22 protein-coding genes and 1 pseudogene are annotated in these 17,949 nt (G+C 50.7%); 2 read left to right on the top strand and 21 right to left on the bottom strand.

Translation table 11 applies throughout. The features are described from left to right. Window positions 1-60: 60 nt before the first annotated feature. The 5 genes from IAE27_RS01735 to IAE27_RS01715 all read right to left on the bottom strand — a co-directional run bounded on the left by IAE27_RS01735 (window position 61) and on the right by IAE27_RS01715 (window position 6,308). Complete coding sequence (locus IAE27_RS01735) at window positions 61-2,421, bottom strand: tail fiber domain-containing protein (RefSeq protein ID WP_200091640.1); 2,361 nt, start codon at window positions 2,419-2,421, stop codon at window positions 61-63. A gap of 84 nt (window positions 2,422-2,505) precedes the next feature. Further along, window positions 2,506-4,983: a host specificity factor TipJ family phage tail protein gene (locus tag IAE27_RS01730; RefSeq protein WP_200091638.1), complete on the bottom strand. Its 2,478-nt coding sequence runs from the start codon at window positions 4,981-4,983 to the stop codon at window positions 2,506-2,508. Then, the gene (locus IAE27_RS01725; protein ID WP_115239871.1) at window positions 4,970-5,365 is read right to left on the bottom strand and encodes an NlpC/P60 family protein; all 396 of its coding nucleotides are present in this window, start codon (window positions 5,363-5,365) and stop codon (window positions 4,970-4,972) included. The genes IAE27_RS01730 and IAE27_RS01725 overlap by 14 nt, the downstream gene beginning before the upstream one ends. Beyond that, a complete protein-coding gene (locus IAE27_RS01720; protein WP_115239872.1) occupies window positions 5,362-5,832 on the bottom strand; it encodes a hypothetical protein in 471 nt (156 codons plus the stop codon). Before IAE27_RS01720 ends, IAE27_RS01725 begins: the two co-directional genes overlap by 4 nt. Next, on the bottom strand, window positions 5,832-6,308 hold the full coding sequence (locus IAE27_RS01715; protein ID WP_200091636.1) for a hypothetical protein: 477 nt from the start codon (window positions 6,306-6,308) through the stop codon (window positions 5,832-5,834). Before IAE27_RS01715 ends, IAE27_RS01720 begins: the two co-directional genes overlap by 1 nt. 112 nt (window positions 6,309-6,420) lie before the next feature. Between IAE27_RS01715 and IAE27_RS01710 the strand changes: the two genes are divergently transcribed. Beyond that, a complete protein-coding gene (locus tag IAE27_RS01710) occupies window positions 6,421-6,591 on the top strand; it encodes a hypothetical protein (RefSeq protein ID WP_004146378.1) in 171 nt (56 codons plus the stop codon). On the opposite strand, the gene IAE27_RS01705 is transcribed toward IAE27_RS01710, so the two are convergent. From IAE27_RS01705 to IAE27_RS01695, 3 genes are all read right to left on the bottom strand, one after another. After that, a complete protein-coding gene (locus tag IAE27_RS01705; RefSeq protein WP_155553320.1) occupies window positions 6,588-6,755 on the bottom strand; it encodes a hypothetical protein in 168 nt (55 codons plus the stop codon). The genes IAE27_RS01710 and IAE27_RS01705 overlap by 4 nt on opposite strands. A 38-nt stretch (window positions 6,756-6,793) precedes the next feature. After that, the gene (locus IAE27_RS01700) at window positions 6,794-10,072 is read right to left on the bottom strand and encodes a tape measure protein (protein WP_200091634.1); all 3,279 of its coding nucleotides are present in this window, start codon (window positions 10,070-10,072) and stop codon (window positions 6,794-6,796) included. Window positions 10,073-10,144: 72 nt separating this feature from the next. Further along, complete coding sequence (locus IAE27_RS01695) at window positions 10,145-10,891, bottom strand: hypothetical protein (protein WP_128335116.1); 747 nt, start codon at window positions 10,889-10,891, stop codon at window positions 10,145-10,147. 153 nt (window positions 10,892-11,044) lie between these two features. Here IAE27_RS01695 and IAE27_RS01690 point away from each other — a divergent pair, with 153 nt between their 5' ends. Further along, window positions 11,045-11,512, top strand: coding sequence for a hypothetical protein (locus tag IAE27_RS01690; RefSeq protein WP_227685209.1), 468 nt, complete (start codon window positions 11,045-11,047; stop codon window positions 11,510-11,512). A gap of 36 nt (window positions 11,513-11,548) precedes the next feature. On the opposite strand, the gene IAE27_RS01685 is transcribed toward IAE27_RS01690, so the two are convergent. From IAE27_RS01685 to IAE27_RS01630, 13 genes and pseudogenes are all read right to left on the bottom strand, one after another. Beyond that, window positions 11,549-12,022, bottom strand: coding sequence for a DUF2335 domain-containing protein (locus IAE27_RS01685; RefSeq protein ID WP_182409925.1), 474 nt, complete (start codon window positions 12,020-12,022; stop codon window positions 11,549-11,551). Then, a complete protein-coding gene (locus IAE27_RS01680; protein ID WP_071829812.1) occupies window positions 11,994-12,188 on the bottom strand; it encodes a hypothetical protein in 195 nt (64 codons plus the stop codon). Before IAE27_RS01680 ends, IAE27_RS01685 begins: the two co-directional genes overlap by 29 nt. A 141-nt stretch (window positions 12,189-12,329) precedes the next feature. Further along, window positions 12,330-12,575, bottom strand: coding sequence for an AP2 domain-containing protein (locus IAE27_RS29850; RefSeq protein ID WP_241511166.1), 246 nt, complete (start codon window positions 12,573-12,575; stop codon window positions 12,330-12,332). A 9-nt stretch (window positions 12,576-12,584) separates the two neighbouring features. After that, window positions 12,585-12,794, bottom strand: a pseudogene (locus IAE27_RS29960) (HNH endonuclease signature motif containing protein); the annotation flags it as partial. A gap of 184 nt (window positions 12,795-12,978) precedes the next feature. Beyond that, on the bottom strand, window positions 12,979-13,695 hold the full coding sequence (locus IAE27_RS01670) for a DUF6246 family protein (RefSeq protein WP_200091632.1): 717 nt from the start codon (window positions 13,693-13,695) through the stop codon (window positions 12,979-12,981). Between the two features lie 51 nt (window positions 13,696-13,746). Next, window positions 13,747-14,499: an Ig-like domain-containing protein gene (locus IAE27_RS01665; protein WP_200091630.1), complete on the bottom strand. Its 753-nt coding sequence runs from the start codon at window positions 14,497-14,499 to the stop codon at window positions 13,747-13,749. A 58-nt stretch (window positions 14,500-14,557) separates the two neighbouring features. Further along, a complete protein-coding gene (locus IAE27_RS01660) occupies window positions 14,558-14,941 on the bottom strand; it encodes a hypothetical protein (RefSeq protein WP_200091619.1) in 384 nt (127 codons plus the stop codon). Next, the gene (locus IAE27_RS01655; RefSeq protein WP_200091617.1) at window positions 14,938-15,402 is read right to left on the bottom strand and encodes an HK97 gp10 family phage protein; all 465 of its coding nucleotides are present in this window, start codon (window positions 15,400-15,402) and stop codon (window positions 14,938-14,940) included. The genes IAE27_RS01660 and IAE27_RS01655 overlap by 4 nt, the downstream gene beginning before the upstream one ends. Before the next feature lie 2 nt (window positions 15,403-15,404). Further along, window positions 15,405-15,767 (bottom strand): hypothetical protein, encoded by a 363-nt coding sequence (locus IAE27_RS01650; protein ID WP_195322562.1) that lies wholly within the window; start codon window positions 15,765-15,767, stop codon window positions 15,405-15,407. A 151-nt stretch (window positions 15,768-15,918) separates the two neighbouring features. Then, window positions 15,919-16,089 (bottom strand): 50S ribosomal protein L13, encoded by a 171-nt coding sequence (locus IAE27_RS01645; RefSeq protein ID WP_200091615.1) that lies wholly within the window; start codon window positions 16,087-16,089, stop codon window positions 15,919-15,921. After that, window positions 16,089-16,469, bottom strand: a complete 381-nt coding sequence (locus IAE27_RS01640; protein WP_200091613.1) for a hypothetical protein — start codon at window positions 16,467-16,469, stop codon at window positions 16,089-16,091. Before IAE27_RS01640 ends, IAE27_RS01645 begins: the two co-directional genes overlap by 1 nt. Before the next feature lie 2 nt (window positions 16,470-16,471). After that, on the bottom strand, window positions 16,472-16,837 hold the full coding sequence (locus IAE27_RS01635; protein ID WP_200091611.1) for a hypothetical protein: 366 nt from the start codon (window positions 16,835-16,837) through the stop codon (window positions 16,472-16,474). Window positions 16,838-16,846: 9 nt separating this feature from the next. Beyond that, window positions 16,847-17,944: a major capsid protein gene (locus IAE27_RS01630; protein WP_006808954.1), complete on the bottom strand. Its 1,098-nt coding sequence runs from the start codon at window positions 17,942-17,944 to the stop codon at window positions 16,847-16,849. Between the last annotated feature and the right edge of the window lie 5 nt (window positions 17,945-17,949).

Raw genomic sequence — 17,949 nt, 5'->3', positions numbered from 1 at the left:
AATGGAAAAGCAATTATACATAATGCGTTGCAAGTGTTGATAATTTTTGATTGAATATCATTATTTATTCAATTGCGATATCTTCTCAAGTGCATCAAGTCTCTTTGATAATATATCTTGGTTGGCAATAATCGCCCTTGTAATCCAGAATAATAACTCTTCTTTTCTAAATGCATATTCACTCATAGCTGGCTGTGCATCTTTGATGACCCGACTACCTGCAGGTGTCTTTAGCTTTAGCCCGCCTTTTTCTTCTGCTTGACGAAGCGTGACACCATCATCCTCATAGATAGCTGACTGATCAGGAATAATCTCATAGATATCGCCCCATGTCTCTACCTCTTCTGGACTGGCGTCTTGCTCTATATGTACAAAGCAGGAATAATCGCTCCATACAAGACCATAGCGCGTCATGATTTCAATGGCATCTTGCACTGTCGGACCAGAATGCAACCTTGCTTCATCCCCCTCTGTTTGATATTTTTCTAACCACTGCCACACCGAGTCAAGTTGTCCAATTTCGTAAAACGCTGAAATTTCTTTAGTATCAATCTGGCGAAGGTTGGTTTTTTTCCTTTTATCTGACGTTCCTATTGTGCTATTAACTGCAAAAACCTGAGTCCACCTAAACGCCCCTGCGCCACAAGATAATGTATTATCTGTTCTGGGGGCAAATCGAGAATCAGCTGATGATAATTGCAATCCATATGTCGAATTTATCGGGTTAAGATAAAGTGTTGATGAATAACCAGTGAAGCTATTGCCATCAGGACCTAATGAATATTTTGGTGTCGCAGCCTGGGTTCTTTGATTGGCCTGAGTTGTCGAGAAAAACCAACCTGGACTACCGTTGAAAACATTAAAAAGCAACCCATCGCCAACTGCATTTCTCACTCTCCAAACAGAAGCGGTGACTCCATTATCAGTCGTGTCTGCTAATTGCGGATTGAACAGTCTAGGGCTATAAGATGACAGCGCTGTATTACTAAATGAACTAAAATCATCTAGCACATTGTTAAATATGAAATTTGCAGCCCTTACAGTAGTAGGGGTTGCCACATTAAATGTAAGGGTGCTTATTCCAGAAAAGTTACCTTTAAATTCAAAAAAAGAGGCGTCGGTCGTTTCACAAATTAAGTTGCCTTCAAATGATAGGTTTCCACTAAGATTATCTGTATTACAATTAGTTAGCTTGTACGCTCTGCAGTTGGTGCCACCGAAAAACTTCATGTCCCACGTTTGGTTATAAAGGTAAGCTGGAGATGTGATTCCATAAACCCTGACCCCATTCCCAAATGTTGACCCGGCTAAAACTTGGTTCTGTACATTGGTAAATGAATTGCCATGGAAACTATTATCGCCCCCGTTGACTTCAAAAAGAATATTATCGGCACAGTTTTGCACCCTACTATTTGTAAAGGTATTAAACTCAGTAAAGCTGCCCGAGGTTCCACTATTGCTATATTTAATGCCGCTTGCACCATTAAGCAGCCATAAATCCGAGTTGTGGGAAAAGCAGCATCCATCCAGAAGGTACAGATTAATATTCCTTACTGAATCATTGGTTGTAGATAGGCCTATACCGTGTAGTGATTTTTGAGATATTGAACCACTTCCACCAATATTGGATATGCCAACGCTCCCAGCAGGACCGCGAAAGAAAAGCCTCGTATTTCTTTGTCCTGCCCCTACGAGCTTAACTCCCTGGTATCCTTTAAACCCTTGCCCACCTAAATTAACATCCTCCAATGAGACATCAATCAATGCAAAGCCTGCGGGGATCTCAACAATTTGGCATCCAAGAGCTATAGCTTTTGCAATCGCCTGTCTCAAGGCTGGGCCATTATCTGTGCCAGTTTGAGATGTAATATTGAAGTCTGGAGTGTAGCCAAACATGCCTGGAGTAATATGGAATATTGCGTCCTGGACTGTTCCGCCCTGCTCAAGAGCAATAATAGACCCTCCATTCCCCGGCGCGCTTGAACCCAATTCTTGACGAAGAGCGGCATCACCGACAGATACAAAATGCGCAGCGTCAGTACTGATCCATGTTTCGTCAGTATTACCAGTCGTGGTAAACGGGATATCTGTTGCTGCGGTTAGTTTATACAACTCGTTGTTATAACGAATGATCTGGTTATACTCGGTGAGCGTCAACGGACCGGCAGTGTAATCACCGATTACTTCATAACCCGAGTTTTGGATAAACGCATTGAATCGGCTTTCTCTTTCCTGCTGAGCTGTATTGAATTGATTATTTCTACCGGTATTAGTCAGATGCTTTACACCAAGGCGATCAGTGTAGTATTCGCCAGAGCCGGTTACTTCTTCGTCAATCTTTGCGCCTGCAAATACAGCGTTACGAATGTCAGTACTTGGAACAGGAGCCTGTGTCGGTGTTGGTAATGGAACTTCTGCCATGTGCATGTTGCCCTATATAGACGCGCGAACACCTCAGAAATTCATCTGGTGTTGTGCGCGATAGTTGGTAGTTAATGCTGTGTGTTACGGATAAATTGAGTCTGAATACTCAGTGAGTGAGAGGGTTTGAGTGTCGTCACCGTTGGGTTTAGCACTGTCCACGCGCCAGATCGTGGAGTTCAGTTCTGAATCGGTAGCGATGAAATACCGGCTTGGGTTTTGTACCGTAGAGCGGTCATAAATGTTGAGATCGAAGGTATCAGCTGCAGCCTGGAATGCCTTGGCTTTGCCGCTTACCGGATAAGCCCTCCAGCGACCGCGATAATTCCCCAGACTGTCAGTCATAACCACCCACATATCGCCGAGAGAAAAATCGATGCGCTCTGACGTCGAGAACACATCGCCAATACGACCGGTGATATAGCCGGTCTGCTGTGAGTTGTCGTACATATCAGGACACTGAACAACCGTACCGCGCACCACCTGGGTTTCTTCCAGCACTTTCACCGTCATGGTCAGGCGCGAGTAAAGGAGCTTTCTCGCTTCTAGCCACGCCCGGTCATTAGCCTGAGTGGAGTTGCGGCAGCCGCCCAGGCTGATCTGCATCGCGTTAACCGTGGCATCCTCAACCTCAGTGATACCGCTGCTGTCGATCTGCAGGTATATGTACGCCTTTTTGTTCGTCAGCGGGTCTACGTAGTCCAGCGCCACGCCGTCATAACCACCGGGGAGAGACATTTGCCAGGCGACTTTGTACTCGTCCCAGAACATGTTTGAGCGGGCGAAGACAGCATCAGGATTTGTCACTTTCTCATCACGCCAGAACGTCAGAACATCTCCGATGTTGTTGCCGTCTACACGGGCCACATTAGCGATCGTCGCTATGCGCTCACCCAGCGGCTGTTTCTCATCAGAAAAAGTGTAATCGAAATACCCAAGCTGAGTATCCGGAAGCGAATCAGCAATGGCATACAAAGCCGCGACGTCAATACTGGCTACGTCCTGCTTACTCACGACAACCCACTCGTGCAGGATAGCGTCGGCAAACGAACGACTCGGCCGCAGCATGTAATCGACCGCGCCGGTCGCCCGGTCGTAGCTGATGGTATGCCGCTGCGCCAGCATGTTGTACTTCTGCTCGCGGTTTGAGTTGCTGTCGTTCGGCCCCTTAATCGTGATACGGGCGATCGTGTCTTCCGGATAAACGACGTTTTCCCGTACATTCACTGCGTGGATCGCCATCAGCGTCACTACGTTCGCATCGTTGCTGTTGTCCAGGCGCTCGATGGTCACCGCATAGCGCCCGGCCCCGGCCTCCGGTGTGAATTTATGCGTCGTGCGGAAGTAACGTGTGGTGACTTGAAAATCGTTGTCGAAGAAATAATCGTACTGTTCTGACGTCCCAGGCACCTGGTTGTTATCGTCATCAACCATCCAGAAGCTAATCCGGTATTGCGTTGTGCCGGCGGTCGCGCCGAGCTGAACAAGCACATGCACCCACACCTGAGTGGAGACGATAGGCGACACAGATGGTCCGATAACAAGCGGAGTCTGATCATTAAGCGTGAACAGTGTAGGGTTGATAACCGCGTCACCCGGCAGCGACGTAATTTCTCCCGACAGTTCGCCGATATAAAACGTCGTGTACGAAAGCGTGTCTTCGCCGATGAAGCTCTCTGATGAGATGATATTCCCGGCGCCGGTGATGTTTCGAGTAACGCTTGTGCCGCCGTCGTTCCATGTGGCATTGATGACGAACGTAACCGGGTGCGGCACCGCCAGTGCTGCAAAGTAGGCAAAGTTATCGTCGTTCGACAGAACAACAGCCTTGAGCTGATTACTTTCGATCGCCACCGATGTCGGCGCCGTCGTGGTCGCTGTCTGGGCCGGGAAGTCCTGACTTTCGTTCAGGCCGGGGACTGTCTCGTTATCGACGTCATCGAACTGATAGCCGACTTCAATCGTGCCGATCACGTCACCCGGGTTATAAATCGCTGAACTGGCGCCCGCCAGGCTGCCGAGGTTCGATTCCGAGTAGCGGATCGAGGAAATGGTGTACCGGCCGTAACCGACCTCGAACCATTCCGTAAGCTGTTTGTTATTGTCGACGAACTCGAAAAGCGCCTCCTGAATCAGGTCAGGAAATACGCGGCACTGGCCGTAAATGTTCGGACGCCCCTTATAGAGTCGCGCGCGGTTCGTCTGGCCAGTTAAGTCATTATTCGGCGATTCTCCCGTCGCAACCGATACAGAGGCACTCGGCTTGTTTGACAGTCCGAACACCTTCAGCGCACCGGACAGGATTTTCGAGACCGGACGTAATATCGTCGTTACCAGTTTTCCGACCCCACCCTCCGGCTGATCGAACACAGCCACGACGTCACCGGTACATAGTGGCCGACTGATATCGTAGTCGTCCGGCAGCGCGCGGCCATTCAGTTTAACGACCAGATCGCGGTGTAACTGTAGAGAATCCAGCAGGCTAATCAGTGTGGTGCCAGAATCTACCTTCCCCCGCTGCAGCGGCGCGCCAGGAAGCCTCTGTAACTCATATCGAACCATGGACCATGTACTCCACGCTGCTGTAAACCTTAAGAAGCGCTAGCGGGCTGTCGCAGCGTACGAAACCGAATTCGCCGCGGGCATGCAGGCACTTAACCGGGCTGATCATCACACCGACATGCGCCGGAACTTCGCCACGGTAAAAAACGGCGATGCATCCAGTGATCGCCACCGGCACACTCCGCCAGTGGACGTGCTCATGTTCGTAGCAGGTGATGAACTCCTCGCCCGATTCGTAGCCGGCGATGTGGTGCAGCTCCAGCCCCAGCACATGCCGGTAATAGAGAACCACCAGGCCCCAACAGTCCATCTGCTCAAAACTGCAGGCGCGGTTAGCCCAGGGCTTGCCGTTAACAAGCCCGATAAATTCACTCTGTGTCATACGGTGATCAGCCCGGGATAGTCTTTCGTTGTGTAAATGATGGAGTTGGCTAGTGTTAGTGGATTCGTCTTGCTGGCGGTCACGGTGACGTTGCTGGCATCGGCTGAAATGTCGTTCACGTAAAGCGTCCAGTCTTTCAGCGATGATGCGTCACCGATCGCATTCCACTGCTGGTAAAGGCACTGAATCGGCGTCATGCGCGCAGCCCCACGCCAGCTTTTAAGCGTCTGTCTGACGTGCTCCGTCGCGGCGACAAACGTTATTGTCATTGATATAACTGCCGTTCCGTCCTGCGCCGGCTCGGTCACGCTGAACCGCGCAGGCTCGAACGAGTTTCCGCCAAACGTCGCAGGGCGGAACAGGTTGTTCACAACCCGGTAATAACCAAACGCAGGATGATAAAACTCCACCGTCTGTTTGATGTCGCTCGCCGGCCGGCGCTCCTTCCACTCTCTCAATGTCGGCATCAGTCGGCCCTCGGCATAACTTCTGTCACCAGATAATCCAGCCAGTAGCCATAACCAGGCTGCGCCTCAACAATCCAGTTGTCGTAGTCCTCGGTCATATCCTCGATACCGTTGCTGATAACCGTCGCCGTCCAGGTTACAACGCTGCCGTTTTTGCTGGTCTGCACCGGCATACTGACGAAGTGAAGCGTCTGTTGCTGTACGCCTTGTGTATCCCCAAGGTCGATTGGCATCTGGAACCAGTTGCGCCCGCGGTCGCAATAGGTCGGCGAGCGCAGCCATGACTTAAAGCGCTCGGCCTGCGCGAGAGTGAATATCCATTGCAGTGTCCAGGTCGCTTTCAGGTCGGTTGTGATCGGGGTAAATATCGCAGGGCCGACAGCCGTCTGCGTCGTCTGCCAGGCTGTATCCTGCGTCATGTTCTGATCGGCGCGCTGGGGAAGCGGCAGGAACGGAGGGTATTGAACTGTAGCCACGTGTCCTCCGGGCGTTAAAAAAGCCGCAGCTGCGGCACTGTTCGAATATCAGGATATAAAGTACCCATGAGCCAGGGTAGGCTGATAAAATCACTACAACAAAGGAGGTTTTATGTCTGGTCTTGTAAATCCAAAAGATTCCCCTGAAGAAGCTGCATATGCACTGATAATTGAGCTTGTACGGGCCCAGCGTGTGCCGGTTTATTCATCAAATATTTCAGGACTGTTGTCGTTCTATGATGAAGCTGTCGAGCATTTCAAAGACGACGAGAAGAAGAGCTAATCATCGGCACATAATGCAATAAAGCTTTCACGAACGGATTTGGCGATCGCCTTCGCTTTGTCCGTTCTCTCTTCTTCTTTCCACGCCACAATCCCCTGTAGTTCATCAGAAAGCCTTTCAGCTGCCTGTACCTGTACTCGCTCCGGTAATTCACAAAATTTCATATTCCCTCCCATTAAAGAACCCGCCGAAGCGGGTTGATTTAGTATGCGCCGTTGGCTTTTACAGAAAGCCCGAACCGGTCTTTGATACCAGATGTCATCGGTCCACCACGGTCAAGATCGTTTAAGAACGCATCAACCGTCACCACATTACCTTCCTGCATAGCCTGCGCCTCAAATGAATGCTGCCCGCCGGAGGTTTGGTCGTAAAACTGAACATTAACCTGAATCTGCTTGCCGCCACCGGAGTCACTCTGCGATGCGCTGCCCTTCGAGCTTGATACATATTCACTGCCAGTTGAGGCCTTCTTGATGCTGGGTGATCCGCTAGTAACGTCTTTATTGCTGAATACCCGGCCATCATCACCGGGTATCATGAAAAGACCCTTATTGGTCTGCACGAATTCCGGAAGGTTGTCTTCACCGACAGGATAAATATTACCGGGAGATACAGGTCCACCATTTTTACGGCCGCCACTATAGTTTATTCCGCTTATGGCGCTAACTATCTGCGTGCCAGCAGACAATGCTTGCGCTATAGCAGGAATATTGGCGGGCCACGGGATAGCCATGGCATTACTGATAGCGGTCTGAAGATTCAAGGACGCCTGTGCAATCGCAAACCCTTTACTAATAGCGAAAAGCGCTTGATATGCCGCACTCGACTTCCCTGCTGCTTGACCTATCGCATCCGCCAGGGAGCCAGCAAAATTCGACGATTCTCCTAAAAGCGAACTCACATTCTGCTGATAGGTCTGTTGCTCCTGCAGAAGGATGGCCTGACGTTGGTATGAGGCCTGCTGCATGATTGCAGTTTTAGCGTCCTCGTACAGTTGGGTGTTTTGCTTATCAATTTCCTGGTACTTAGCTAGGGCCTCAAGTTTTTGTTGCTCCTGCAAATTAATCTGTGCCAGTGGATCAACTGCCTGTCCAGTTGAAGGGTCAACAGTAGTTTGCGCGGAAGCTATCTCCTGCTTGGCGTACTTCTGTCCCTGCTCAGCCTCTTTGCGCTTCTGAATGGATAGCGCGGCACGTTCATTTGCTTCACCAAGCGCTCTTGCCTCATTCAGTTGCTTCTGCGTTGCTCCGCTTCCAAGTGATTGCTCGGCACGCAAGCCAGCTTCCTGGATGCGGCGCTTTTCGGCAGACTCCGTGGATAGATCCTGTGCTGCTCGTAGCTTATCGAGCTTCTGCGCTACCGATTCTGCAGCGGTGGCAGAACGCTTATCCTGCTGCTCACTCTTCCTTTGCGCCTCCTTGCGCGCCTCTTCAGATTTTTGCAGATCAAAGTTTTCCCCCGCCAGATCGCCAGCTTTTGATATCTGATTTGGGTTATCAGTAACCTTTGCCGCCTGCATCCTGGCTTTTGTTACTGCTCTTTGGCGTTCATCCTGAATTTTCAGTAACTCGTTCTGCTCTTCGAGGTTAAGAATTACTTTGTCGCCATCAGCGGTAGGAGGAGAAACCTGCAGCGCTTTTGGGTTGAAGTTTTGTCCAGCCTGGTTTGCTCGGTTTATTTCATCAGCAGTGTTGCCGAAAGCCTTCGCAACCGCGCTCTGCGCCTGCTCAAGTGACCAACCCTTTTGAATCAGCCCATCATGCACCCCCATTGAGGTGAGCATGTTGTTTGTTAGGGTCCTGTTAGCTTCCGCTGCGGTATCCTGAGTTCTTGCTAACTTATCCTGCGCGTTCGCCAGATCACGCGATTTTTGATTCAGCTCATCAGTTTTATCTGATGCGATTTTTAGTAATCCGTTGCCTTGCTCTATTGTTGTTCCGAATTGCTTCCCTCTTGCGGTGTAGTCATCAATCTCACTTTTAAGTTTCTTAATGCTATCTTCAAGATCCCTTACATCTTCCTCTTGCGCCTGAATAGACTTATTGGCATCGGCAATTGTACCCCTGAGCTGGGTATTATTCATTGCCTTCATTGAGGCATTAACTTTATCCAGACTGTCAGCAAAGCGGATTGCTTCTTCTCTGGCTTGTTGTGCCTTCTGCCAGAAGTAGAAAATAGCAGATGCCGCCAACATAGCCGCACCAGCAGGGCCGCCGATCAAAGAAAGAGCACCGCGAGCAAGTCCTATACCTACCGAGGCAGCACTTGCTGCAGCTGCTGCTCGTGAAGATGCTGCGGCCTGTGCAGTTTCTGCCTGCGCCAAAGACAATGATGCCGCACTTGCTCTTGATTTGGCTGCAACTAATGCATCCAGCGCAAGCATTTCAGCTGCGCTACCCTTGGCCACATTATATTCTGCCTGCGCTAAGGCGAGGGAAGACAAAGCTGCCTCTTTGTCTGCAACCGCCTTTCTCTTCACTGAATTGGCGGCAATTAGCGCAGACTGAGCGGCCTGGGCATTGGCAGTGGCCTGACGCTGGGCCGCCAAGGCAGACTGGACCTGAGAGGCGGCAGACATTGTCAATGCGCCGACATAGCGGCTTCCCATAATTGCCGCTGCAGCAGTTAATGAAGCGCTCAGAACGCCTATGTTCTCACTTGCAGTCACAACTGCATCATTAAAAATAGCGGCACCAGTTTTTACGGTAGAGTTTTCGCCAAAGAATTTAGTTACGTTGTTACCAGCAACCTGCAGTGCCTGGCTTATCGTCGTCGTAGTATTGGCGAACTCTTTCCCGATTACTGATCCTTGGGATAGAAGCCCATTAACAACCACGTCGGTTGTTAACTTGCCCTGCGCAGCCATGTTCCGCATTTCGCCAATACTAACTCCCATGGAGTCGGCAAGAGCGACAATAAGACGGTTACCCTGTTCGTTTACAGAGTTGAATTCCTCACCGCGTAAAGCTCCAGAAGCAAGGCCCTGCGACAACTGAATGATCGCGTTCTCGGCCTCTTGCGCCGTGGCACCTGATACAACGAACCCTTGGTTTATGATTGTGGTTAACTTCGCCAGATCATCTGCGCTGGTCCCGTACTGCCTGGTTGCCCTTTCTAGTCTTGCGTAGAGGGATGCCGTTGCATCTAAACTACTGCGAGTTTGCTGCGTAATGTTGAATACGCGCTCTGTTACATCAGCAAGTTGCTCGTTAGGCCGCAGTGAGTTAGCCAGCTTGTTATTTACAGTTGCCCAGGCATCTGCATATTCGGAAACCTGCTTCACAGAAAGAGCGGCAGCCAAAGCAACAGCCACGCCTGACAGGCTGGACATAGAACGCTCAGTGTTGTTCACGGCGCGTGTAGTGCCGTCGAAACCACGCTCCATCATATCCAGGCGCTGATTAACGCGCTGCTGTGCAACGAGAAGCCCTTGTACATCCATCTCAATGTCGTAATAAATTCCGCCAGCGCTCTCAGCCATTTACTTTTCTCCGGGCAATAAAAAACCCCGCCAGAGCGAGGTTTATGTGACCTATAAATACTTTGTAGGTAGTTAATCATATCTAAAAAATGAAAGCATAGACGTTTTGCTACCTCTCTTACACGCAAGCGTCGTAACAGAATCTTCACCATACGTAGCAGTAGTGAATTCATCCTTTTTGTTCACCTCTGTGACGGTGATTTTCCCATCCTCAGAGCTTTTATTTGCTACTTTTTTGCATATATCAAATTTAGGCATATCCATAGGAACTTCTGATGTTTTTGTTCGCTTTGGTGGTTTTCCAGAATCAATCATCTCTCTAATCTCAGAGATAAGATAAGTTTTCCTGCCGACGAATGGATTATCTTTACTATCAAACTCAAGTACATGCTCGCCATTCTGGTAAATAGTCAATTCAATTAAAATTGATTTTGCCTTTTTTATTTTTCTTAAATCTTCTGTATTAATTGAACCAACGACCATATCTGAGCTTCCATCTTTAGGATGAGATCCAATAAGCCGAAATGCTTTTTCATCATCCACTCTAACTAATAATCCGCATCCATCTTGTTCGCAAATTATTTGTCCCTTTTCTACTGCAACAACAAATTCATTATTTTCACCTCTAAGACTTCGCAATGAAAACGTTGCATTTTGTTTTCCCTCATAAGGAGGCTGAAGAGATAAAGCATTGCTACTTACGACGGTAGCGATCTCATCGCTACCTCTCCCCATTTTGTCTTGAGTAACTTCGTGCTTCCATTCGGCATGAGCCACGCCTGAAAGTCCAATTAACGCCGCTAAAATCACCTTTTTCATATCCCTATCCCCATCAGTAAATGATGCGGCAATCGTAGCAGAGGGGAAGCGATACGACAAAACCCAACCATTCGAACGCTATTTCCTATAGCAAAATTCAAGCTATAGTAGACTTTTCTTGTACCTGAGCAAAAAACACTAACGGGATTGAAGATGATCAAACTTGAAAGGGAAAAGCAAAAAGAGCTTCTCCAGATACTGTTTAACGCTTACCCAAACCATCTGCAGAACAATGCATATGTAGAGTTGAAATCAATGTTTGATAGTGATGATACCTTTGTAGCAAACCTGCTTTACCTTGAAGAACACGAGCTGATTCACAGCGGGTTACGGCATCATCTTAGCGGCTATAGTATAAATCCCGGAGCAATCATGATCACTGCGAAGGGCATTGACTTCATTCAACAGGACGGCGGACTTTCTGCAATCCTTAACGTGCAGACCATAAAATTTCATCGTGATGCTGTCGTAGTGCTAGAAGACCTCATCGCTATTTCAAACATGAGTGATGAGCAGAAGGCCAAGGCCAAGTCGACTCTCGGCGAAATGTCTACTGAAGTGCTTAAAACTGTGGTGCAAGCTGCTACTACCGCCGGGTTATCAAAGCTAGTCGGGCAATGAAGTTGTACCAGAAAGCAAAAACCCGCCGAAGCGGGTTTACTCATCTTTCTTACCTTGGCGTCTTCCGATAACAAAAACCGACACAAGGCCTATGAGGTCTATGGCAACCAGCGTTCCTGCAAAAGTAGTATTCCCTTTCCATGCAAACACGGCAGCCATGACAAGAATAATTATGGCGATAGAAAAACCCATCCATTGACCGCGGCGATCGAGGTTAATTTCGCCGTCCAGTGCATCCTGGTTGTACTTGTGCCTGGCTGCCTGTTCCTTTTCTGCCATTGCAAAAATTCTCTCTGCGCCACCATGCAAAACAGCATCATACTCTTCGAGTGTTTTAGGTGAAGGCAGCGGCCCAGCATGCATTGTCTGTTGGGTTATTATTGTCTGAAAACTTTCACTGCGAAGAAAAGCATCGAGCACCTCGGGATTAGAGGTGAGCTGCTTATTTATGCTCTCAGCCTTGGTTACGGCTGACTGATGGCTAGCTTGTTGGCTCTTGCTTTGCGGCATTTGCTATTGCAAGTGAACGCCTGAAATCACCACCTATGCGATAGAAATCTTTCTCGATTTCCTGCATATCGCTGGTTTTTTTGACGTTCCTTGTGTATCTGGCTGACGGAGCGATATCAAGAATGCTTCCGGCAGCGCGTAAGTAGCGGCGTACTGTTGCTTTCATGCTTCCTCCGATAGTTGAATGGGCTACAAGTGCTTACCTTTGTCAAATGAGTATACAGCCAGCGTCTACAGGTTAGCAATATCAGCTTGATATCAGCCTGACAGCATGTACGAAGCCCACCTTAGCGGGCTATCTTTTAAGTTATTCAGACCTTGCAAGCTCAATCGCTTTGATGTTTATGTCAACCTTCTTTTGCGCATACGAGCCGTGATACTTCAGCGCGCCTGCATTGTATGCAAGAGCCGCCTGTATTGGGCAATCGAACATACCTAAACGGATGTTTTTCTTATTATGCGCAACAACTGCCATCCATTTTGCTTCCCGTGACGCCCAAAAGACACCGATAAAACCAGAGCTGTTGTTTTTTTGCATACCAACATTAGACATGTTTTGGCTTCTGTTGACACATCGTAGGTTTTCTATGCGGTTGTCACACTTATTGCCGTTAATATGATCCACATCGTCTTCAGGCCATGACCCATGATGCATGCACCATACAATCCTATGGCAAAGGTGATGCTTCTTGTTCACACAAACATATAAATATCGTCCGTTCAACGAGCTGGACGCCTCCTTTCCGGTAAACCTACCATTAAATCGATTCATAGCGACTTCGCTAGTGAAATGATGGATTGGACGGCGTCTCCAGGAAAGCAAACCTGTATCGGGCGCATAATCAAAGCATTCTAAAAGATAGCGCTGACTTAAATGGTCATTCATTCTAAACCTCGTAGCAGGTTCCGTAGATGGCAGGTGCGCCAGAGCGGTCTACGTTCCGCCTTTTCGGGAGCTACCCTAGGCGCTTGTTCATTTTACCAACTTCTTCAGCTGCAAGCATTGCATTCCAGCGCTTATCATCTTCACTCATTACGGAATCAAACTCCTCTCTGGTGAAGCCCTTTTGGTTTGGATATTTAGCATTCAGAAGTAAGCTGAATTCTGTCATCGTGAGGTTCTCAGCCTCTTCCCGGCTTATGCAGAAATGGTTACGGGCCGCCATGATGTAGTCGGCTGCCCGGAATTCTGCAGTTGTCTCGTTCGTTTCGTAACGCTGCAGCTTGCGCACCTTCGCTTTGCCGATGATGCCATGCATCATCAGGTTTTGCGCGACGATGACCATACTTTCCGGCGGCATGCTGCCCGGGCGCCAGACAAAGCCACGCTTACGTGATTTAGCTGGCTTCATCCATCCAACCAGATCGCCGATATCGTCGTCACAGCATGCCGTAAGCACCGTATGCGCGGCCATAATGGCTTTGCGTGTCAGTAGTCCGCTCTGAATGTATCGCAGCACGCAATCAGGAAGCCGGCTGTACTCGTCACGGATATAGGCCTGAGCCGCGCGCTGCGCGAATGGCGTAGCCTCATCATTGCAAAGGTCATAGAACGTCTGGACGATTTCAGCAGGCTCACCGATGCGCGCCATGTTGCGGAACGACGGCCGGAAAAAGAATTCCCGGTCACCGAATCCGATAATGCATTCGCCTAATTCTTTAATGGGGGTCATAGTTACTCCATAGTCAGAATCAAGGGCAGTCGAAACCACCCTTTGGTCTGCTTACGACGCAGTATCTGTGATTGCGCTGGTCGCGGTCTTGCTACCGTCGCCAGTGGTGGCAGTTATGGTTGCAGTACCAGCACCAACCGCAGTTACAAGACCGTTAGCATTTACCGTCGCGACATCTTCATCAGATGTTGTCCAGGTTACAGCCTGGTTGGTTGCGTTGGCCGGTGCGATGGTCGCATTCAGTTGCTGGGTGCTACCCTCAACAAGGCTTGCGGTAGTCGGTGCAACAGTAACGCCGGTAACAGCAATCGGGTTAGCCAACACAAACTGCACACTATCGGCATCGTAAACTTTCCACTCACCGGAGAAGGTGGCAATATCACTGGTCCCCATATCCGTAGACCATGACGTGGTGTTGAAATAACCCACGATGTAGGTACCAGCATCTTCACCAACAAAATCAAGACGCACCCACAAGGTCGGCTGACGGCCCGCCTGAATCTCGTCAAAAATGTACTTTGAAAGACGCCAGGCACCGACTTCGCTCGCCTTATCAGATTTGCGTAACTCCCCTTCCCCGGAAATGGTCAGGTCCATGTTGTTTACCAGGTTCTCGACAATACCCTTCGCATCATCAGCTTCAGAGCTGACTGTGTTCATCGAGTAGTCAATCCCCTTGGTGGTCAACGCCCCAAGTCGCATAAATGCGCTTAGCGCTGGCATTGTGTCAGCACAGCCAAAAGCCATGCGTAGCACGGCCACCTTACCAATCAGCTTGCCGGTATCATTAGCACAGCCTTGCATGTGTACCTCTCAAAATAAAAAGGCCGCCCGATGGCAGCCTGATGGGTGATTCTGACGATTATTCGCCGTATGTGCAGGAGATGAGCAGCCGGGTTACTAACCGGCCCTCTTCGGTGGGTATAGCCGCCGGGACATTGCCGACAAGCCGCAACGCGCCGACGCAGTCATCAGCACCAGATTGCGCACTGACGTATTCAACGATGGCATTCACCGCGGCGTCAGCAGCATCTGGATTAGCTTTCGAGGAAACAACGTCGACCATCACATACCAGTCGCCGCCGAGGTCGTAGATGATGTCGGTGCCGCCGGAAGGCCGGAACACGATGAACTGATCGGCATCTTTCCCGGTATCGCGCCATTGCCGCCACTGGACCTTAAACCCCGCGGTGAGCCCCTCAGCCACAAAGAGGTCTTTGAGGCGCATATACATCGGAGGTGTCATAGCGAAAGCTCCTTGCGCATCACCGCATCAACGTTATCGCGCTCATCATTTGCGCCTTTGGTCAGGAATTGCGGTTCACCATGCGGATCCCAGTAGTTGCCCTTTCCTGTCCCGCCACCGAATTCTTTCGGTTTCTGCGGGTCGAACTCAGACCGGTTACTGGTCACGCCGAAGTGCGCGCGCGGCTGGCCTTTCAGCTTGCCTGACGCTTCGTGCACGTACGCAGCATAGTTGGCTGAGTAAACGATGCGCCCAGTGATGAGAACCCCGCCAGCGTCGATTTCGCGGAACTGGCTATTAATCAGAGTTGAGGTGTCGATCGGGGTGTAATATGCCGCCCGGGTGCCGATAAGCATCATCGCCGACTGCAGCGCGCGCACAACCTTGCGCCCCTGTACGCCCTTGATGATGCGGTCGAGATTGGCCTTGGCCTGGCGGATGCCGCGAACTTTAGCGCCCATAATTACACCTGTGTAATGATTGCGAAATCGTCCGCCAGTCGCTCGAACGTATCAGCGAACTGAACGATTTGCCGTATCTCGTCGGCCTCGTCCGGCGGAGCCGCATCGGTCGACGCGCCAATCAGGATGTAATCTCCCTCCCGCGCCGTTGCGGACTCGGTCCATATCGTGTTTTTAACCACGATCTCCCGGCCGAGGTCACCGATTTTCGCAGAGAGCCCGCCCTGATAGTCGCAAAGAATAGCGATCGGCGCTTCCCAACCGTACGGCTGGCCTCCGCCGTCGGTATCGCTACCGTCGGCATCGCGTATGCGCCGCCAGATGGTTGCCGTCGCGGTGTATGACCAGTTCGCTACCGATGACATCAGCCCTCCTTACAGCGCAGCACAACCGTCACGTTTCCGCTCTGGCCTTTAAGTTTCTCGCTGCGCTTGAGTGCATTTAGTGGAGTGAACGAGCTCATGGCTGCCTCGCCAACACGATAAAGTCGCCTGTTTTGCAGTAACCCGCCTCGCTTCATTCTTTCCACCTCAGCACCTTCGCGCCAGTCTCCCGGATGCGCGGGCAGTTGATGAACCACTCGCCATCCGATTTCACGTAGCCGGTAGTCTCCCGCCCGGTATCGGTCATCACCCACACCCTGGCGAAAGAGCGCGGCATGGCCTGTTTAACGGATTTCCATTCCATCAGCAGCCCCCGACCACCATGAACAAGCCGACGCTGTTACCGGCGCTGATTGGCAGCTCACCGGTGCAGCCGCTGGTATCGAGTTTCGCAAGGGAGTCGCGCAGCCAGGTAATGCCATCGTCTCCGTAATCGAACGAGCGGGACGCCCCGGACGGCGCCCCCTGCGATTTTATTCGCCGAGCACCAGAAGACGTCGCCATGAGCGCAGCGGCATACATCAGGATAAGTTTTGCCGTACAGTCGTCATATCCCGCACCATCAAGGCACGGGATAATCTTGTTAACCACGCAGAGGATCGGATCCAGCAGCGCGCCGGGAATGGAATAACCCAATTCACCGAGGTACGCCTGCACGTCTGCCGCTGTGATTGGGTCAGCCATGGTTATTTCGCCTTCTTGGTTGCTTCTGCCAGTGCGGCTTCGGCTTCGTCTGCGCGTTTTGTTTCTGCTGCCAGCGCGTCGGCGTGAGCCTTGTCTTTCGCTTCACCATCGGCGATTAGCTGTTGGTTCAGCTCCAGCGCGTCGGCGAGTTGCTTTTGCAGGGCAGTCAGTTCTGCTGCAGGCGTGGACGGAGTAGCCACTTCGAAGGAAAGCTTCTCGCCTTTCTTCTTGTCGGTCTCCTTTGCTTTGCCAGTGCTGATCCAGCGCTCCGCCGTTGCGTCGTCTACATCCACCACCGAACCAACCTCCAGTTTGCGGAGGCTGGCACCGGCGTGCAGGTTGCTTGCCACGATTTCTACCAGTGCCATGATTTATCCTTAGCTTGATGCGTGAATTACGGAGTATTTATTGTTGATGTCCTGCTTAACCATCAACCCCATTGCACCCCAGGTGCGCCAGATGTAGTCGCTGTTGTATTCCGGACGCGGGGAGGCAACGGTACCGATAGCCTGGCCAACGATTGGAGCAATGACGCCAGCAGACAGCGGAACGATGACAATTTCGTTACCTGAAAGCTGGCTGTCTTCTTTAATCGCCGCTACACCGGTCAGTTTCAGGATTTCATCCATGATCGTGCCGGACTGGAAGTTGTCGGAGAAATAGCGCTCCAGGTTGGAGATGATTTCACCGGATACGTACCAGGTCTGCTCTGCATACTGGTTGTTCACGCGACGCATCTGATCACGTAGTGCGATTGCGCCAGCGCGGATAGCCTGTGATGTTGCTGTGCCAGAGGTGAAGTCGATGTTAAGGCCAGAGGCGCCAAGGTCGATCTGCGCTACACGCTCATCGTCACGCAACCCTTTCCAGGTCAGGCCGTCGAACACAGCGAAGTTGCCAGCCTTGTCACGGAAGCCGTTGAAAATGTAGTCAACGTAACGACGCTGAACGTCTTCAACGGAACCACGCTGCGCATCCGACTGCGACTGCAATGCCTGCGGGCTGTTGAAGATTGGATCACGCCATTCGAACTTAAAGCCAGAGTCGTGAATAGGTACCATGGTGCCGTCGAAGGAATAGCTGCGAGCATCCAGCGCCGCACCGACCTGACCGGACATGGAAGTATGTGCCCAGCCGCGGCCGCCGGTACGAGCGTAATCGTAACGAGACTGCTCAATTCGCACGGAGCGAGACAGCGGCATCAGATCGTTTAGTAGAGTGAATTCGGTATTCGGCTCGAACTGCTGAAGCACAGTTGTGTCGAAAGCCCGATACAGGCGGCGGATATCGTCAACTGCGTTCACCGCGTCGAGATAAGGGGCGTTTTCTGCATCACCACGGAACTGAGTGCGCGCCAGAAAATCAGCTGCTGCCTGAGCACTGGCGTTTCGTTCAAGTTCGAGAGCGCGCCATTGCGCCTGGTTTACCGCGAGGTTACCGGTCTTCTCGCCGATAGACTTGGAGAATACAAACATTCAGT

The organism is Klebsiella sp. S69 (genome assembly GCF_016516145.1).
Classification (GTDB): Bacteria; Pseudomonadota; Gammaproteobacteria; order Enterobacterales; family Enterobacteriaceae; genus Klebsiella; species Klebsiella oxytoca.
Note: the sequence above shows the minus strand (reverse complement) of the source record. Positions and strands in the feature narration are given on the sequence as shown.

Coding starts and splice junctions, on each gene's coding strand:
- IAE27_RS01640 (WP_200091613.1), bottom strand. CDS start 16,469: ATGGCTGACCCAATCACAGCGGCAGACGTGCAGGCGTACCTCGGTGAA.
- IAE27_RS01735 (WP_200091640.1), bottom strand. CDS start 2,421: ATGGCAGAAGTTCCATTACCAACACCGACACAGGCTCCTGTTCCAAGT.
- IAE27_RS01730 (WP_200091638.1), bottom strand. CDS start 4,983: ATGGTTCGATATGAGTTACAGAGGCTTCCTGGCGCGCCGCTGCAGCGG.
- IAE27_RS01705 (WP_155553320.1), bottom strand. CDS start 6,755: ATGAAATTTTGTGAATTACCGGAGCGAGTACAGGTACAGGCAGCTGAA.
- IAE27_RS01720 (WP_115239872.1), bottom strand. CDS start 5,832: ATGCCGACATTGAGAGAGTGGAAGGAGCGCCGGCCGGCGAGCGACATC.
- IAE27_RS01725 (WP_115239871.1), bottom strand. CDS start 5,365: ATGACACAGAGTGAATTTATCGGGCTTGTTAACGGCAAGCCCTGGGCT.
- IAE27_RS01645 (WP_200091615.1), bottom strand. CDS start 16,089: ATGGAATGGAAATCCGTTAAACAGGCCATGCCGCGCTCTTTCGCCAGG.
- IAE27_RS01690 (WP_227685209.1), top strand. CDS start 11,045: ATGATCAAACTTGAAAGGGAAAAGCAAAAAGAGCTTCTCCAGATACTG.
- IAE27_RS01650 (WP_195322562.1), bottom strand. CDS start 15,767: ATGTCATCGGTAGCGAACTGGTCATACACCGCGACGGCAACCATCTGG.
- IAE27_RS01630 (WP_006808954.1), bottom strand. CDS start 17,944: ATGTTTGTATTCTCCAAGTCTATCGGCGAGAAGACCGGTAACCTCGCG.
- IAE27_RS01665 (WP_200091630.1), bottom strand. CDS start 14,499: ATGCAAGGCTGTGCTAATGATACCGGCAAGCTGATTGGTAAGGTGGCC.
- IAE27_RS01660 (WP_200091619.1), bottom strand. CDS start 14,941: ATGACACCTCCGATGTATATGCGCCTCAAAGACCTCTTTGTGGCTGAG.
- IAE27_RS01710 (WP_004146378.1), top strand. CDS start 6,421: ATGTCTGGTCTTGTAAATCCAAAAGATTCCCCTGAAGAAGCTGCATAT.
- IAE27_RS01700 (WP_200091634.1), bottom strand. CDS start 10,072: ATGGCTGAGAGCGCTGGCGGAATTTATTACGACATTGAGATGGATGTA.
- IAE27_RS01655 (WP_200091617.1), bottom strand. CDS start 15,402: ATGGGCGCTAAAGTTCGCGGCATCCGCCAGGCCAAGGCCAATCTCGAC.
- IAE27_RS01670 (WP_200091632.1), bottom strand. CDS start 13,695: ATGACCCCCATTAAAGAATTAGGCGAATGCATTATCGGATTCGGTGAC.
- IAE27_RS01695 (WP_128335116.1), bottom strand. CDS start 10,891: ATGAAAAAGGTGATTTTAGCGGCGTTAATTGGACTTTCAGGCGTGGCT.
- IAE27_RS01685 (WP_182409925.1), bottom strand. CDS start 12,022: ATGCCGCAAAGCAAGAGCCAACAAGCTAGCCATCAGTCAGCCGTAACC.
- IAE27_RS01635 (WP_200091611.1), bottom strand. CDS start 16,837: ATGGCACTGGTAGAAATCGTGGCAAGCAACCTGCACGCCGGTGCCAGC.
- IAE27_RS01680 (WP_071829812.1), bottom strand. CDS start 12,188: ATGAAAGCAACAGTACGCCGCTACTTACGCGCTGCCGGAAGCATTCTT.
- IAE27_RS29850 (WP_241511166.1), bottom strand. CDS start 12,575: ATGTCTAATGTTGGTATGCAAAAAAACAACAGCTCTGGTTTTATCGGT.